Below are 15045 nucleotides of genomic sequence, written 5' to 3'. Positions count from 1 at the left end.
AAGCGGTAAAATTAATTGTAAATAAGTTCACATACAAGAAAGAGGTTAAAAATGAAAGCAGCAGTTGTTCGTAACGTAAATGATGGTTATGTTGATTTGATCGAGGATTGGCAGCCACGTGCGTTAGCATTTGGAGATGCATTGGTTGATGTTGAATACGTTGGCCTTTGTCACACTGATTTGCACTGTGCAAACGGCGATTTCGGTGACCCTAACAAGATCGGTGAACGGAACGGTAATTTTGGTCGAGTTATTGGACATGAAGGTGTTGGACGCGTGTCTAAATTAGGTGAAGGTGCTAGCGATTACCTTAAAGTCGGTGACCGTGTTTCAATTGCCTGGTTCTATGACGCTTGTGGCGTTTGTGATTACTGTGTCTCAGGAAACGAAACGTTCTGCCGTAAGGTGCGTAATTCTGGTTACACAATTGATGGCGCAATGTCACAACAAGTTGTTGTAAATGCTAAGTATGCAGTTAAAGTACCAGAAGGCTTAGACCCTGTTGAAGCGACATCAATTACTTGTGCTGGTGTTACAATGTACAAAGCCTTGAAAGTCGGTGAAACTAAGCCTGGTGAGTGGGTGTCAGTTCACGGTGCTGGTGGTCTAGGTAATTTGGCTGTTCAATATGCACACAGTGTTTTCGGTGCTCACGTTGCAGTTATTGATGGAAACGATGATAAATTAGCAGCCGCAAAAGCTAATGGAGCGGAAGTACTAGTTAATCGTAAGAAGGAAGATGTTGTAGCTAAGGTGAATGAATTAACTGGCGGCGTTCACAATGCTCAAGTGACAGCTGTTAACGATGCTGCATTCTCCCAGGCTGTGAATGTGCTTCGTCCAATGGGCAAGCTTGTAGCCGTTGCTTTGCCACAAGGTGATATGGCTTTGAATATTGCTAAAACAGTCCTTGATGGTATTGAAGTTCGCGGTTCATTGGTTGGAACACGTGCAGACCTAAAGGAAGCTTTCCAATTTGGTGCTGAAGGAAAAGTTAAGCCAATTGTTGAGACAGTTGCCTTCCAAGACATGAATGAAATTATTGATGAAATGAAAGCCGGTTCAATTACTGGTCGTAAGGTCATTGATTTTACAACACTTTAATAGTAAAAAAGCGTAAACAACTATAATAGCTGTTTACGCTTTTTATTTTGATCTTAAACATTGGCTTCTAAAACAATTAAATTATCTTCGGAATCATGTATTGATAAGGCAATTTTGTTTCCAAATCTTTTTTCTGGCTCGCCAATAATTGGGATGAAATTGTTACGTAAGTGTTTTACCAAATCAGCTTGGTGATCACGAACGAGCATTTCTAGGCGGTCAGTTGGTTTGCCGGTGACAAACACAATATCTTCGCCATCAATCACAAGGTGCCGACCACTTTGGTGACCAGATTGCGGTAAATCAAATACATCACGCCAAAAGCGATAAGCACGGTTGATGTCAGCAGCTGGAATAGTTTTGATGTTTAGTTTACGTGGTTTCATAATAATTATAGTATAGCGGATTCTCTGGTTTTTTCAACCAGTTCCATATCTTGTTGGCGAGTTAAGATTGTATAAATGGTAATCAGTGATGCGACAAATCCCATGAAGAACCAAGAAATATTTGGTGAATAGATGTTTGCGGTGCCGAGAAAAATAATTTGACCAAGTGGCGTGGCCGACATAACGAATGTATTAATTAGACCAGAAACACCCGCCAAGCGATTATGATCGGTTCGCTTCATTAAGATTGCCCCTAATTTTGGATTGATTTTAGCTTCAATGTATGAAAATAAAAAAATGATTAGTATCCATAAAACACCATTTGGATAAAAAAGGGGTACAGCAGCAATTAACACAATACCAATACCAGAAATGCCAATTAATTGTTTTGTTGTTAGTTTCTTGAAAAAATCATTGGTAATCAAAGATCCAGTTAATAGGCCAATTGAACTTATTGCACCAAAAATAGCTACGGTCGTCCCAAAGTTACCAATTAATAATGATTTGTTATGTAATAAGGTCAGGTTAAAAACACCATTAAAAGAGGTGCCGACAAAATTAATGGCGGTAGCGAGTAGTAAAATTTGAAAAAACAAATGATCCTTGTAAACATAAATAAAAGTTGATTTTAAATCTGAAAAAATTGATGCATTGGTATTTGGCTTTGTTTCTGCTTCAATATGTTGTTCGGCTTCCAAAAATTGACGATGATTAAGCGCCATAATGGACCAAGCAATAACAAACATCCCAGCATTGATAAGACTAAATCCAGCGTAATTTTGATGCAAAATGCCAAGTAAAGCGACGCCGGAAAAACCACCAATTAAGTTGACGGCAACACTGACAGTTTGCTCCAAGCTCATTGCTTCTTGCAGATCAGAATCGCTTAAAATAAATCTAGAAACTGGTTTCATTAGTAAACTACTATAAGATCCGACTACCGAAGAAACAAAGACTAATAATAACAGTATCAAAAAGCTCCAAAATTGACCGTCAAAGAAAATCAATATCACAGTAATAATCAAAAAAATTATTGATTGAGAGAGGCGAGCAATACGCCAAGACCGAAGGTGATGCTTCGTTTTATCAGCAAAGTTTCCAACAATAATGGAGAATAGTGTTGGTAGTATTTCTGTAAATGCGACTAATGTAACACTAAGTGTTTTGTTTGGCAGTGTTGCAGCATAAACTAAAAAAACAATATTGAAAAAGCTGCTTCCTAAGTTATTAACGAACTGTGATGTAATCATTACTCGAAATGCTGTATTATTTTTGGCAACGCGCATATAAGAACTCCTTTTTTTAATGATAAATTGAATAAATATAGCATACATGGTAAAGTCAGTTTGACAACAAAAAGAGAATATATTCTATTTTTTAAATAATGAGGGTAATGAAAATGAATTATGGTGCGACTTTTAAACGTTTACGAGAAGATAAGGGTTTAAAAATAGTTGACTTAGAACAGCCTAGCATATCTCGATCACTGATTGGAAAATTTGAAAAAGGGCATACTCGTATTTCAGCGGATCGGCTAGATAAATTATTATCAGATATGGGTGTTAGTCATGATGAATTCTTGTTTCTTGGTGGAGAAACCAACAATAATTATATTTATATGTTGCTCCGTGAAATGGGTGTTCAATCCGGGAAACCACAAGAAAAGAAACAATTAGAAGCAATGATTTTGAAAGCTACAAATGATATGCGTCAAGGTCGTGGCGGTATCAGTGCACGCTTTATACGTGATTTTGGTTTAATGATACAGGGCGCACTTGCCGAAGAAGAGAATTTACAAATATATGACATTGATATTGTGAAAAAACACGTCAGACCAGCAGTTAATTTTTTAAAGCAAGCCGAAACGTGGGGACAAATTGAATTAGATATTTTTACTTTGTTTTATTTTGGTATGTCTCCAAGTGACTTGTTAATTTTAAGCCGTTTGGCTATCAAACGAGCAAAATTTTATACACAGTTACGTACAGAAAAAAAGCGATTAGTAGATATTGCTTATACAGCCTTTAATGGACTGCTTTTTGTAGATCTTAAAGGTGCAGCTGAAATGTTAACCTTATCGGAACAAATATTGAGCGATGCTGACCAGTTTATATTAGATTGGACTGGTGAGCGAATTCGTTTGAAATTTGGAAAGGGTTTATTAATGATGATGCAAGGAAGTGTGGAAGAAGGCTATCAATTAGCTCATTCGGTTCTTACTGTTTACGAAATTACTGACCAAAAAGATAAAGTGAAATATTCCAAAGAAGTTATCGAAAAAACACGAGACGCTGTTTTATCGGGGGAAACGCAAAAAATACCTCGTACATACTCAATGTTGCTTTAAAGTATGGTAGACTTATAGTTATGGCATTATTAGAAATTTCAGGCCTTTCAATGGCCTACGCAGAAAAAACTTTATACGAAGATGCAGCATTTGAATTACAGGCTGGAGAACACATGGGCATTGTTGGCCAAAATGGTGCTGGTAAGTCAACACTTATCAAGATCATTACCGGTCAAGAACTACCTCTCTCTGGTAAAATCGAATGGCAAAAAGGCTTAAAGGTCGGCTATCTAGACCAGTATGCAGAAATTCCTGAGGGAATGACGCTGGTTGATTTTTTGCATACGGCTTATCAAGATTTGTATGACAAACAAGACCGTATTACGGAACTGTACAATGAATATGCAGAGAGCTTATCTGACAAATTGTTAGAACGCGCCGGACGCATGCAAGAAGAGCTAGACGCTGCCGGATTTTATGACGTGGACACCAAAATTGAGCGCGTGATTTCTGGATTGGGATTGGAAGCCATTGGGCGCACTCGGGCACTAGAATCAATGTCTGGTGGCCAACGTGCCAAAGTCATTCTGGCTAAGTTATTGTTAGAAAATGACGACGTTATTATCTTAGATGAACCAACAAACTATCTAGATGTGGCCCATATTGAATGGCTTGAAGATTTCCTACAGTCTTTTGAAGGGTCAGCGATGATTATTTCGCATGATTTTGACTTCCTGGATAAGGTAACCAATGCAATAATTGACCTATCGTTTGGTAAAATTACTAAGTTCCGTGGCTCCTTTAAAAAGGCAATGCGTCAAAAAGACGAGCGAGCTGAGCAACAGTTACGTCAATATGAAAAGCAACAAGGTGAAATTGAGAAAGCGCAAAAATTTATTGCCAAAAACAAGGCACGTGCGTCAACATCAAAACAAGCCAAGTCACGTGAAAAAATGTTGGCAAGAATGGATCGAGTTGATCCACCGTCAGAGGCATTGCAAGCTAAGTTTAATTTTCCCTATGTTAACTCTCAGTCTGCAAACGCACTAACAGTGAATGAACTTTCTGTTGGTTATGTAACACCTGTTTTGGAGCCGGTGACCTTTTCGATGACATCGGGTCAAAAGGTTGTCTTCAAAGGTTTCAACGGTGCTGGTAAGTCTACACTAATTAAATCTGTTTTGGGTGTTATTCCAGCACTTGGTGGTGAAGCAGAGTTTTCACCATCAGCAGTTGTGAATTACTTTGATCAAGATTTAGAATGGGACAATGATCAAAAAACACCACTGCAAGAAATGCAAGATCGTTTCCCTAAATTGGAGCCGAAAGCTTTACGTACTCGGTTAGCTGCTGCTGGTATTAACGCTGAAAATGCGCAAAAACCAATGAAGCAGCTTTCTGGTGGGGAACAGACCAAAGTTAAGTTGGCCATTATGGAAATGAAACCAAGTAATTTCTTGATTTTAGATGAACCGACAAACCACTTGGATGAAGGCACAAAAAATGCTTTGCGTGCAGCTATCGACAAATTCCCAGGAAACGTGATTATTGTTTCCCACGAAACTAGCTTTACAAAGGGACTAGGAGATAAAGAATTAAACGTTGCCGCATTAAGCTATAAAGAAGAAGCGGAATAACAATCAAGAGTTAACAATTTCTGTGCATCCGTGTAATAGATGAGCAGGTGTTTCCAGATATGCGACGGTTAAACTTGACCGAATGTAATTAAAAAAGCCGATACGGACTCTATGTGAGTGTCTGTCGGCTTTTTAAAAGCAACCAAAGCAATCTTTCATGGAAAACCATGGCATTGAAATACGGTAATTATGACAGTACTATGAGTCTTCGCTCATGAACTATTTATTGAGCGCAAAAAGCAGTGTTGACGGCATTTTGGGTATTGCTATCCGTTCTAAATTCTGGTATATTAGTTATTGTTATGGAGAAGTACTCAAGCGGCTGAAGAGGCGCCCTTGCTAAGGGTGTAGACGTGTTAAAGCGTGCGAGGGTTCGAATCCCTTCTTCTCCATTTAGCATTTCATGGCGTTGCACCAAGATCTTGGTGCAACGCTTTTTTTATGTAAAAATGCAGTATTTTATTGATTTTTGATTGTGAGCTATTTTGCGTTACTTATTTTTCTGAAACTACATATTGGTTTTGACGCAGACAGTCTATTGAATTAGAGAGATTTGTTTCTTTTATTAAAATATAATCAGTATCGTACGTTGATATTGCAAATATGCTGACGTCAATTTCGGTTAACAAAGTTGCTATCTTAGATAAAATGCCAACTAAACTGAAATCTAAAACACCATTGATTTTTAATGCGCGCCAACCATCTTCTTGGTTTATTGTTTTTGTTGGCACACTCTTTGTTGGAGCAACGATAGAAAGCTCATCTGCAGTAGAGCCAATAAACAGAGGCTTCATTGATAAATCCAATTGTTCCAATGATTCGATTTGAAAAACCGAGAGTTGTTCTGGCAAAAGTATTAATTCCATAGTGTATTCTCCTTAGTAAATTAAAAAGCCTAGGAAATATTTCGTTAAGAAATATCTCCTAGGCTTTTATCCGTCCGTGTGTACAATGTAATCATTGTATGTTTTCTCTTGGACCAGACCTATTATTATAGCGGAACCCTAGAAAACTATAGATTAATAATAAACTAACTATTTTTATTAGGCAATTTAGAATGGGAATCTTTAGATAAAATTGAAAATATTTATATAGGTAATTTTTGAATTTGAAACATTATTATATAAATGTTTAACTAACTTGTCAATATTGATAGTAAAAGAATATCACTGATTTTTACAATATATTAAATTTACTGATTTGCACTTTTAAAAAATAATTTAGTCTGTATAGTAAAGTATTAAAGATAAAAGATTGGAAGAGAGCAATGAAGATAAACATTTTGGTAGACAATAACACATTTATTGATGAATATTATTTCGGTGAGCCCGCTTTATCTATGCTAATAGAAGATCAAGATGAAAAAATACTTTTTGATATGGGGTACAGCGACATATTTTTGCAGAATGCAAAAATCAAGGGTATTAATCTAAGTGAAATGACTAAAATTGTTTTTTCGCACGGACACAATGATCATACACGTGGTATGAGTTTTTTATCAAAATCATCAGGACTTTTTGGTAAGTCAGTTTATGCACATCCACTTTTTTTGAATTCAAAGCGATATGAGAAATTAGATATCGGGTCTCCCAAAAGTACGGAATAGGTATCAAATAAGTTTGATTTGAACTTACAAAAGGAACCAATTAAATTAACAAATAAAATTTGGTACTTAGGAGAAATAGGTCAGTATACTGCTTTTGAAGAGCGAGAAGCCATAGGAGAATATTTTGTTAATAACCAATGGGAAGACGATTATGTAATGGATGATACAGCGATGGCTTATGAAACAGATGAAGGGCTATTTATTATCACAGGATGTTCCCATAGCGGCATTTGCAATATTTGTGAGCATGCTAAGAAAGTTACAGGTACCAATAAAATACTTGGTATCATTGGTGGCTTTCATTTGTTTGACCTAGATGAACGATTAGAAAAAACTGTTGATTATTTTCAAAATAATAATATTGCACAACTATATCCGAGTCACTGTGTTTCTTTTAAAGCTAAGGCATATATAAATCAATTTATTACTGTTGAAGAGGTCGGAGTTGGATTAGAAGTCAATATATAAAATAATGAGAGAGCGTGTTTTAACTTATTATTATTTATTTGCTGACACTGTGAATTAGCGAGTCAAAAGCATGCCATTAAATCACTTTTGTTTTATAAAGCGAAAAGCCCCCAACTAGTATTTGGAGATTTGGTTATTATTTATAAATATATAAATGGCGATATAGTTCTTGGCTAACCTGAAAAATATTGAGCAGGCTAACCAATGCGTAAGCTGAAAAAGGTAACCATTTTTTCTCTCTAAATCTCTCAACAGCGTATGAAATAAGCATAAATGCTAGTAACAATGGCATTGAGCGCTGAATATAGATATTATTCGGATATGTAAAATTGGCTACAATAAAAGAAATAGCAATTACAAAAAGCGCTGCTCTATATTGAAACATTTTGCTGTGTATATTTATGTTTTCCATATTTACATTTTCTCTTTCTTTATTTTCTATTTTGTTGACGGAGTTAGCAATGATGAGCATATGAATCTCGTCAATGTCATCAGCTAACTTGTTTGAAATTACACCACTTTTTTATATTTATCGAAAAGGTACGTCCCTTTGTTTCATAATTTCATTCCCTTTAATGCTCTAGTTAACGAAAAAAATATATAACGTCGCTAGGCCAGCAATCGTGACAAAAGCAATATCTGAATTGAATTTTTTCTTCTCACTGTAGCTCTGAAATCCAAGAGCCAGCATCATTAATGTCACAATAAGAGCGCTGTATTTTGTATAGTTAAACTGAAAGTTGGCATAATTCAGCAATGCCATTACAATCAGGGCAACCGCACCTATAGTTTTCATCATTTTAAATGGTTGTTTTGTCATATGTCATCCCCAATTATACTTTTAACGTGGTTCGGCACGTATATACGTACTCTGTGAGTACATTATTTGTAAATTACTATAGCAGAATAGAAGACTACGGGCGTTTTATATTGTACTTCAACGATTTCGTGCCCGTCCGCTTCTAGTTCAGCCAAAGCAGTGTTTAATTTATCTGTAAAACTCGTAGCTGTCCAGTAACCATTTATCAGTTGTGTTTTCATGTCTCATCCCCAATTAATTTTAATGTATGTAAGCACTCTGTGAGTGCTTATTTAGTAAATCTACACGTTAGATATTTTATGCCACTAAAAATAGTTAGCAAAGTAAATAAAAACGCCATTGAGCCATTTGCTGAAGCCGCATTTTTAGATATGGTTAGAGAAAAACTAAAGTCAAGCCCATTTTGGTAGACTGTATAGATTGTTAGTAAAGCAATCAGCAATGTAATACTTAACCAGAGTGTAGTTCTTTTCATTATAATAATGCTCCTAATTTATTTTGCGGTATGTAAGTACTCTGTGAATACTTTTTATTTAGAGGTCACTTAATCATTAATTTCAATGTCAGGGCGACGTTTAATGACAATCTTTTTGTCTAACGTAATTGAGACACCTTGGTCAAAGATGCCGCTAGATTCTACTGTAACTTCATTTTCGCTAACTTTTAACACTATAAATGGTCCACCCCTAAAATTATCAGAAATATCCTCAATGGCTATGTTACCCTGGTCATTATCCATAACGATTGTATTTTCAGGTGTAAATAATTGCCAACCATAAGCTACTATTTGCGTCTTTAATTCTTGTTTATTTTTTGTCATCCTTAATCCCCAATTACGCTTTTAACGTGGTTCTGCACGTAGTATTTGCTAATATGGCTAGGCTAATTATCTAAAAAAGGATATTATTGCAATGCTTAGTAATGTAAACACCCCTACTAAAAATAAATCTTTTTTTAGTTCTCTCTTCGATTTATTATGTTGGTATCTATCAACCGCAAGAGCAGTCCATAGTATTACCATAAAAACTGCTTGGACAATTTTTATATATAACGTGTTGGTATTAGTCACAATTTCATATAGGACTGTTCCTAAAATTCCTACTGTGGCAATTATTCTAAAAATAGTGGCTTTTTGCATATTGTTATTCCCCCGCTGTTATGCAATAGGGAAGCGACACATAGAGTTTATCCCCTTGTTAAAATAAACAGTTTTTTTTCGTTTTAAGTCACATACTGATGGTAGGTGGATTTCTATTTATAGACAAAGTAAGTCAAAAAGCTAATGAAACTTGCCAATAACATCATTATTCCCGCCACACGATACTTTTTACTTTTCTTATCTTTACTTACTATTAAAAATGTTAGTCCACTCATAGCCATTGGGAACGTTGTTAATAAATCCATAAAATACACCTAAGTTATATGTTTTCAAAACAGCACTCTCGAGTGACGCAGGTATACCGAAGTACGCCATGAAGTCATAAATTTTGCTATATCTTTCTGTTTTCTCGTCAAAGTAGAGGTCAAGCAAGAAGTTTTAATGCATAGGCATTAAAACTAATTATAGCGTTGTGCTGGACGATATTTATTAGTGTTTTAATATAGTCCACTTGATACGTAGTCAGAGTAGCAAGGGGAAGGTGAGCTGTTTCTTACTTTCAGTTTTAAACCTTATTCTTGATTCAGTTTAAAAGTTATTTTTCCTTTGTTAAGATTAGTATCTTGTTGGTAAATTAACCTTAGTTGATGATTTGTATTTGCTTGTCCCACAAGGTTTCCCGTCGTTGATTCACCTTGACGTAAAGTGCCGCTGTCTAAAGAAGCAGTTACGTTGTAAGAAGACTCTGTTGTATCTGTTTGTTTACCATTGTCATCAAGGTGAAAAAAGTATGAATCATAATCAAATTTTTTATTACTGTTATTGGTAATGGTCATATTGACAACAACAAATTGATTTCCAGCAGCTAATTTATCAATTTTGGGGTAACCATCTATGAAACTGAAGTCATTTACTTTAAACTGAATATCTTTATATTCTGCTGTCTCACCAACTTTAAAAATTGACTGCGGTTTTAAAGTGTTTTTGGATGAGGTTGTATCAACTTTTTTAACCAAATCACCAGAATACCTAGTATAAACTTGCCAAACGCCAATAATGACGACAATTACTATTATTAGCGTGGTAATCCAAATACTTTGATAAAAACTTTTATTTTTGGAACGTGTTTTTATATTTTTTCTGCTCATATTTTTTCTTCTTTGCATTTTATATGTGCATTAAAGCAGCAAGTTATTTGTAATGGAACAGCAGCTATTTACCAGTTTTATTTTCATGCTTTGTCCCCATTAAGGCTTTTTTAATTGCGATGATTGATAATTATTTAAAATGTCTGGTCTAGATCTTGTGAGTATAGACCTAGCGCCTTAGCATATGTTTTAATATCAGTGTCTTCACTTGTCTCAATAAGACATTGCAGTAAAATTGTTGAGGATTCTTTAAAGCGTTTTAAATTATAGAGTGTCATCCCTTTGAAAACTTTTAAAGCATTATTTGTTGGAAATAATTCCGTACCTTTTGATAAAATATCTAATGATTCATCATAAGAACCTATTGATCGTAGAGTACTACCTAAACCTAAGTAGGCGTTTTCTAAATCGACAGATTCTAGCCCATTGTTATCAATGGCTGCATAGTAGTGAGGGACAGCTTCTCTTTCTTGTCCAAGAATATCGAAGCTCCAAGCATATTGATATTGAATATTGGCATTAAGCGGATATTTGGCATCTAATTTTTTTAAGATACGGTTGGACGCCTTAAATTCTTTTTCATGTCTCATTTTTATTGCGGTTTTTAAAAGAATATTGTCTTGAGTGGTCATCATTTGATTTCAGTTCCTATAAATTTCAAACGAGTTATTGACGGGTTTAAAATTTTTTGTTGATTTTTCTCTGTGCAAGCACATCAAATAGGAGGAGACTACTAATAGTTATTTTGATTTAAGACTGATGAGAAAAGAACCACGAAAAGTAAAAAGTATAGTACTAATATGGCGATTGTCAAAATAAACTGCACCAATCCAGCACGATTCCATGTGGCCTGGACAGCTTTAAATGTTTCGACGTCTGTGTAATCACCTTTTTGCCAGGCCCATTCATTGCCTTTAAATCCACAAACAAAGATCCAAATGAAATTAAATAAAGGGATTAGGCATAGTAAAGGTAAATAAGTTTTGTTACCAATTCCCCAAAATATGTTATACATGAAGGCGCCCCAGTTCCAACCTTTAATCTCAACAGGTACAATTTTACCATTCTCATCCATAATCATTCTCCTAATTCTTTTAACGTGAGTCCTGCATGTTAACTTGTTTATGTATGCACTCAATGAGTGCTTTTATTTTTTATTGTTGCCTTGCATACCAGTCTTCTTGGAAAATCGCATAATAGTCTATATCAACCCATTTGCCGTTGTAAAAATTTCATTTTTGGCTGTGCCTTCCTTGACGAATCCCGCTTTAGTGTAGGCTTTTACAGCGCCAATGTTGAAGGGATATACTGAGAGCTTAATTTTGTGCATATTGAGATTATTAAAACCGTAACTCAATATTAAGGATAGAGCTTCGGTGCCATATCCCTTTGATCGGTCTTCCTTTTTGGGGAAGCCAATGCCAAGTTCGCAGGAATGATTGCGTACACTGATATCAGATAGATCGACAAACCCAACTAAACTATCATCACTAACTTTTCGAATAGTAAATTCAACATTTTCGTAGCTGTTGGAAGCATCCCTAAATATTTTTTCCCAATCTTCCGCGGTATAAGGGTGAATCATATCACTAGCTAACGGCGTGACAAAATCTTCGTCCCATTGCCAACTAGCTAACTTTTTCCCATCTTCTTCGTGGTAATGCGATAGTTTTACATTGTTACCTATAAACATGTTTTTCTCTTTTCTTTAATATGCATTAGTGAGTTTCCTATAAACAATTAAAGAAATATGCGGCCTAGTTCATCTTACTTGCAGTCATAATGCAACTCCGTTGATACATCTTTTATCGTGGATAAGTATTTGCACGTTGGTATTTGGAACAGTTTACTTTGCTTATATAGTATCAAATAGTAAAAGGACACAAATACTATTAGAAAAACCTTAAATAAATGTTAACATGATGAAGCTGATGGGAATAACAATAAAATCTGATGTTTCCTTACTAAGTCTGTATAATAAATACAATAGGAGTGAATCGCAATGAATAAAATTTTAAAAGATCAGTTCATGATTGATCAATTATCTGATAACCAGAAAGAAACCATAACAAATATAAACAGTTATATCAACAAGAGCATTAAAGGGAATCAGCATGCTGTGGCGGTTATTCAAGGGGCTGCCGGCACGGGTAAATCAGTTGTTTTAATGAATTTAGTCACAAAATATATGACGAATAAACGTTATAAAACCGCGTTAGTTGTTAATCATCCCGAATTATTTAAAGCTTATCAAGACCTTGCCCATGATATTCCCGGCATGAAAGAAAAGGATATCTTGCGTCCCACAGCACTCATTAATCGTGCCCAGAAAAACAATTGGAAATATGATGTTATTTTCGTAGATGAGGCACATTTATTATATTCAAAGCCAGAGCCTTATGCACACTATCGAGGTGAGAACCAGCTCACAGATTTAATGAACTTAGCCAAAATTGTTGTGGTGGTCTATGATTTTGCACAAGTTTTTCAATCTAAAATGTACTGGTCACAAGATTTATTACGTCAGACCGTTGGTAGTCATCCATACCGACAATTTGATATGGATTTTCAATATCGTATGGTTGCTAGTTCAGAACAGGTACAATGGATGGATGACTTAACAGCACAAAAGCCATTGATTCCTTTTCCTCGTAATAGTGATTTTGACTTTAAAGTATTCTCAACAGCAGGGGATTTATATGAGGAAGTTAAAGCTAAAAATCGCGAAGTTGGGTTGAGTCGTGTAGTCGCAACTTCTGGATTTCCACGCATCGATGGGCGTCACAATGTTGAGATGGACACCTTTTCTTTACCTTGGGATGAATGGGATCCACAACGTACACACTGGGCTAAACGTGAATCGTCTATTACACAAGTAGGCACAATTTATACGTTACAAGGATTTGATTTAAATTACGTGGGCATGATCATTGGTCCATCATTTGGCTATGATGACAAAACCGATAGCATGACTATTTTGCCAGAAAAATACTCACATAAAGAGATTTTTAAGAAGCGCAAGGACATCAAATTTACAAGCAAAGAATATCAAGATTTTATTGCTAATGTTTTGAATGTTTTAATTAAACGTGGCAAATATGGTATGTATTTAACAGCTTATGATGATCAACTAAGGCAACGGTTGGTCGATTTGTATCAAAATGAACGTTAAATTATAGTAAAAAAGCCATGATAACAGTATATGTTATCATGGCTTTTTGTTTATTTAATCAATGCTAATTTTTTCCACTTACGAATCTTGGTTCTAAAAGTTTTAAAAGGTGCTACCGAGTTGATGTGAATCCATTTCCATACTGGCCACTGGGCTGGAGTAGTTGCCCACTTTCGCTTATTGGGCTCAAATAAAACGTCATCTGGTAAAGAACTTACAAGTTCACAAAGTTCAATAACACGTCTGTTTAGTAAGTTGATCTGTTCTTCAAGAGAAAGGTCAGCATAATCATCATAAAATGATTGATAGAGTCCGCCTAAATTATTCCATTTATACCCCTTTGCTGGCACAAAGACATCTTGACCAGCTATTTCATCTTTTTCCCAGTTCAATAAGGCGGTAATCCATCCTAACTGGTATGAAATATTTTCGCTTGGTGTGCGAGCAACATCTTGTATCCGTTTATTGCTAAGTGAATTTGGAATATTTGTAAATTCATCAATGTACTTTTTATAACTGGTTTTGATGGCCTCGTTTAATGCGGACTTGCTTTCATATGATTTCATCGGATAGCGTTCTTTCTAAAGTATGATGGATTATTTGAGCGACCTGATTCAACATTTGTTTTGATTACATATATTTGTACGTTTTTTGTAAAACTTATAATTGATCCAAAAATTTTTCTATCTGTTTTTTGTTTTTTAAGATAACAATATTTTTAGATTGATCTATCGTTTCAAACATGTTCATGATTATAACTTTTTGTTTATTGGGAAATTGCCAAATCCACTTGAGAAAATCCCAATCAATTTTTTCCGAGCAATCGTCTTGCATATCTGGACGTGAGGTACCTCTATACTGCAGAAGACGTTTAAAAACTTGATAGATACATACAAATCGACTTCTATCCAAGAATACAATGGTATCGGCAGCAGCAACTCTAATATCTAGTGTGCCATTATAATTACCGTCAATAATCCAGCTATCTTGACGCACTAAATTGTTAACAATGATGGCTTGTTCAGGTTTGGGCGTCATTTGCCAATTCGGTTTCCACAACAACTTATCTAAGTGAAAAGCTGTAATGTTTAGTTGTTTGCTCATTTTGCGTGCTAACGTTGATTTTCCAGCACCGCCTGAGCCAATTAATAAAACTCTTTTCATGATTTCCCCTCACATTGCTTACTATTATAACTTTAAAACGATCAAATATAAATGACATTGTTGGGAGGAAAAATCAACTGTGATGAAAATTAGAGGTCATCAAAAGCGAATATAGAATTAGTAAAAGTGGAGCTCATCTTTTTATGAGTCACTG

The 15045-nt window shown here is 35.3% G+C and carries 19 protein-coding genes, 1 tRNA gene, 1 pseudogene and 1 riboswitch; of the genes and pseudogenes, 7 read left to right on the top strand and 14 right to left on the bottom strand.

The window, feature by feature from the left end:
• The first annotated feature begins 51 nt into the window (after positions 1–51).
• Positions 52–1104 carry an alcohol dehydrogenase AdhP gene (adhP, locus tag HFP47_RS08075; RefSeq protein WP_011680466.1) on the top strand — a complete coding sequence of 351 codons (1053 nt, stop codon included), beginning with the start codon at positions 52–54 and terminating at the stop codon, positions 1102–1104.
• A gap of 53 nt (positions 1105–1157) precedes the next feature.
• On the opposite strand, the gene HFP47_RS08070 is transcribed toward adhP, so the two are convergent.
• Both HFP47_RS08070 and HFP47_RS08065 read right to left on the bottom strand, forming a co-directional pair.
• Positions 1158–1490, bottom strand: coding sequence for a lactoylglutathione lyase (locus HFP47_RS08070; protein ID WP_115231350.1), 333 nt, complete (start codon positions 1488–1490; stop codon positions 1158–1160).
• A gap of 5 nt (positions 1491–1495) precedes the next feature.
• Positions 1496–2776, bottom strand: coding sequence for an MFS transporter (locus HFP47_RS08065; protein ID WP_179876305.1), 1281 nt, complete (start codon positions 2774–2776; stop codon positions 1496–1498).
• Positions 2777–2883: 107 nt separating this feature from the next.
• On the opposite strand from HFP47_RS08065, the gene HFP47_RS08060 reads away from it, so the two are divergent.
• The 3 genes from HFP47_RS08060 (at position 2884) to HFP47_RS08050 (ending at position 5806) form a co-directional block, all read left to right on the top strand.
• Entirely contained in the window at positions 2884–3837 is a 954-nt protein-coding gene (locus HFP47_RS08060) for a helix-turn-helix domain-containing protein (RefSeq protein ID WP_010288712.1), read from the top strand.
• A gap of 20 nt (positions 3838–3857) precedes the next feature.
• The gene (locus HFP47_RS08055) at positions 3858–5414 is read left to right on the top strand and encodes an ABC-F family ATP-binding cassette domain-containing protein (RefSeq protein ID WP_011680464.1); all 1557 of its coding nucleotides are present in this window, start codon (positions 3858–3860) and stop codon (positions 5412–5414) included.
• A gap of 304 nt (positions 5415–5718) precedes the next feature.
• Positions 5719–5806, top strand: a tRNA-Ser gene (locus tag HFP47_RS08050).
• 102 nt (positions 5807–5908) lie between these two features.
• Here HFP47_RS08050 and HFP47_RS08045 read toward each other — a convergent pair.
• Entirely contained in the window at positions 5909–6280 is a 372-nt protein-coding gene (locus HFP47_RS08045) for an ACT domain-containing protein (protein ID WP_010285994.1), read from the bottom strand.
• Positions 6281–6333: 53 nt separating this feature from the next.
• Positions 6334–6433, bottom strand: a riboswitch (guanidine-I (ykkC/yxkD leader).
• A gap of 248 nt (positions 6434–6681) precedes the next feature.
• Between HFP47_RS08045 and HFP47_RS10740 the strand changes: the two genes are divergently transcribed.
• Both HFP47_RS10740 and HFP47_RS10735 read left to right on the top strand, forming a co-directional pair.
• Positions 6682–7020, top strand: coding sequence for an MBL fold metallo-hydrolase (locus tag HFP47_RS10740; RefSeq protein WP_232683787.1), 339 nt, complete (start codon positions 6682–6684; stop codon positions 7018–7020).
• A gap of 18 nt (positions 7021–7038) precedes the next feature.
• A complete protein-coding gene (locus HFP47_RS10735; RefSeq protein ID WP_257229741.1) occupies positions 7039–7488 on the top strand; it encodes an MBL fold metallo-hydrolase in 450 nt (149 codons plus the stop codon).
• Positions 7489–7624: 136 nt separating this feature from the next.
• Here the strand turns inward: HFP47_RS10735 and HFP47_RS08035 are convergent, their stop codons facing one another.
• The 9 genes and pseudogenes from HFP47_RS08035 to HFP47_RS07995 form a co-directional block, all read right to left on the bottom strand.
• Positions 7625–7960: a hypothetical protein gene (locus HFP47_RS08035; protein ID WP_025268528.1), complete on the bottom strand. Its 336-nt coding sequence runs from the start codon at positions 7958–7960 to the stop codon at positions 7625–7627.
• Positions 7961–8068: 108 nt separating this feature from the next.
• Positions 8069–8308 carry a hypothetical protein gene (locus HFP47_RS08030; protein WP_011680462.1) on the bottom strand — a complete coding sequence of 80 codons (240 nt, stop codon included), beginning with the start codon at positions 8306–8308 and terminating at the stop codon, positions 8069–8071.
• 62 nt (positions 8309–8370) lie between these two features.
• Positions 8371–8529, bottom strand: a complete 159-nt coding sequence (locus HFP47_RS08025) for a hypothetical protein (protein WP_164907661.1) — start codon at positions 8527–8529, stop codon at positions 8371–8373.
• Between the two features lie 323 nt (positions 8530–8852).
• Positions 8853–9128 carry a hypothetical protein gene (locus tag HFP47_RS08020; RefSeq protein ID WP_179876304.1) on the bottom strand — a complete coding sequence of 92 codons (276 nt, stop codon included), beginning with the start codon at positions 9126–9128 and terminating at the stop codon, positions 8853–8855.
• A gap of 66 nt (positions 9129–9194) precedes the next feature.
• Entirely contained in the window at positions 9195–9446 is a 252-nt protein-coding gene (locus HFP47_RS08015; RefSeq protein ID WP_014325167.1) for a hypothetical protein, read from the bottom strand.
• A gap of 533 nt (positions 9447–9979) precedes the next feature.
• Positions 9980–10555, bottom strand: coding sequence for a DUF4352 domain-containing protein (locus tag HFP47_RS08010; protein WP_179876303.1), 576 nt, complete (start codon positions 10553–10555; stop codon positions 9980–9982).
• Between the two features lie 134 nt (positions 10556–10689).
• Positions 10690–11190, bottom strand: coding sequence for a tetratricopeptide repeat protein (locus HFP47_RS08005; protein WP_218925561.1), 501 nt, complete (start codon positions 11188–11190; stop codon positions 10690–10692).
• 98 nt (positions 11191–11288) lie between these two features.
• Positions 11289–11630 carry a hypothetical protein gene (locus HFP47_RS08000; protein WP_011680457.1) on the bottom strand — a complete coding sequence of 114 codons (342 nt, stop codon included), beginning with the start codon at positions 11628–11630 and terminating at the stop codon, positions 11289–11291.
• A 79-nt stretch (positions 11631–11709) separates the two neighbouring features.
• Positions 11710–12248 (bottom strand): annotated as a pseudogene (locus HFP47_RS07995) (GNAT family N-acetyltransferase).
• Between the two features lie 309 nt (positions 12249–12557).
• Here HFP47_RS07995 and HFP47_RS07990 point away from each other — a divergent pair.
• Positions 12558–13727, top strand: a complete 1170-nt coding sequence (locus HFP47_RS07990; protein ID WP_179876302.1) for a DUF2075 domain-containing protein — start codon at positions 12558–12560, stop codon at positions 13725–13727.
• A gap of 50 nt (positions 13728–13777) precedes the next feature.
• On the opposite strand, the gene HFP47_RS07985 is transcribed toward HFP47_RS07990, so the two are convergent.
• On the bottom strand, positions 13778–14293 hold the full coding sequence (locus HFP47_RS07985) for a ClbS/DfsB family four-helix bundle protein (RefSeq protein WP_179876301.1): 516 nt from the start codon (positions 14291–14293) through the stop codon (positions 13778–13780).
• 94 nt (positions 14294–14387) lie between these two features.
• Positions 14388–14891, bottom strand: coding sequence for a DNA topology modulation protein (locus HFP47_RS07980; RefSeq protein WP_102753694.1), 504 nt, complete (start codon positions 14889–14891; stop codon positions 14388–14390).
• Positions 14892–15045 lie beyond the last annotated feature (154 nt).

This window comes from Leuconostoc sp. DB-1, assembly GCF_013414845.1.
GTDB classification, from domain to species: Bacteria; Bacillota; Bacilli; order Lactobacillales; family Lactobacillaceae; genus Leuconostoc; species Leuconostoc mesenteroides.
This window is presented reverse-complemented; position numbering and strand designations above follow the sequence as displayed.

Bases quoted from the DNA above. Each gene is read 5' to 3' on its own strand.
- adhP (WP_011680466.1), top strand. From the start codon at position 52: ATGAAAGCAGCAGTTGTTCGTAACGTAAATGATGGTTATGTTGATTTG.
- HFP47_RS08070 (WP_115231350.1), bottom strand. From the start codon at position 1,490: ATGAAACCACGTAAACTAAACATCAAAACTATTCCAGCTGCTGACATC.
- HFP47_RS08065 (WP_179876305.1), bottom strand. From the start codon at position 2,776: ATGCGCGTTGCCAAAAATAATACAGCATTTCGAGTAATGATTACATCA.
- HFP47_RS08060 (WP_010288712.1), top strand. From the start codon at position 2,884: ATGAAAATGAATTATGGTGCGACTTTTAAACGTTTACGAGAAGATAAG.
- HFP47_RS08055 (WP_011680464.1), top strand. From the start codon at position 3,858: ATGGCATTATTAGAAATTTCAGGCCTTTCAATGGCCTACGCAGAAAAA.
- HFP47_RS08045 (WP_010285994.1), bottom strand. From the start codon at position 6,280: ATGGAATTAATACTTTTGCCAGAACAACTCTCGGTTTTTCAAATCGAA.
- HFP47_RS10740 (WP_232683787.1), top strand. From the start codon at position 6,682: ATGAAGATAAACATTTTGGTAGACAATAACACATTTATTGATGAATAT.
- HFP47_RS08035 (WP_025268528.1), bottom strand. From the start codon at position 7,960: ATGCTCATCATTGCTAACTCCGTCAACAAAATAGAAAATAAAGAAAGA.
- HFP47_RS08030 (WP_011680462.1), bottom strand. From the start codon at position 8,308: ATGACAAAACAACCATTTAAAATGATGAAAACTATAGGTGCGGTTGCC.
- HFP47_RS08025 (WP_164907661.1), bottom strand. From the start codon at position 8,529: ATGAAAACACAACTGATAAATGGTTACTGGACAGCTACGAGTTTTACA.
- HFP47_RS08020 (WP_179876304.1), bottom strand. From the start codon at position 9,128: ATGACAAAAAATAAACAAGAATTAAAGACGCAAATAGTAGCTTATGGT.
- HFP47_RS08015 (WP_014325167.1), bottom strand. From the start codon at position 9,446: ATGCAAAAAGCCACTATTTTTAGAATAATTGCCACAGTAGGAATTTTA.
- HFP47_RS08010 (WP_179876303.1), bottom strand. From the start codon at position 10,555: ATGAGCAGAAAAAATATAAAAACACGTTCCAAAAATAAAAGTTTTTAT.
- HFP47_RS08005 (WP_218925561.1), bottom strand. From the start codon at position 11,190: ATGATGACCACTCAAGACAATATTCTTTTAAAAACCGCAATAAAAATG.
- HFP47_RS08000 (WP_011680457.1), bottom strand. From the start codon at position 11,630: ATGGATGAGAATGGTAAAATTGTACCTGTTGAGATTAAAGGTTGGAAC.
- HFP47_RS07990 (WP_179876302.1), top strand. From the start codon at position 12,558: ATGAATAAAATTTTAAAAGATCAGTTCATGATTGATCAATTATCTGAT.
- HFP47_RS07985 (WP_179876301.1), bottom strand. From the start codon at position 14,293: ATGAAATCATATGAAAGCAAGTCCGCATTAAACGAGGCCATCAAAACC.
- HFP47_RS07980 (WP_102753694.1), bottom strand. From the start codon at position 14,891: ATGAAAAGAGTTTTATTAATTGGCTCAGGCGGTGCTGGAAAATCAACG.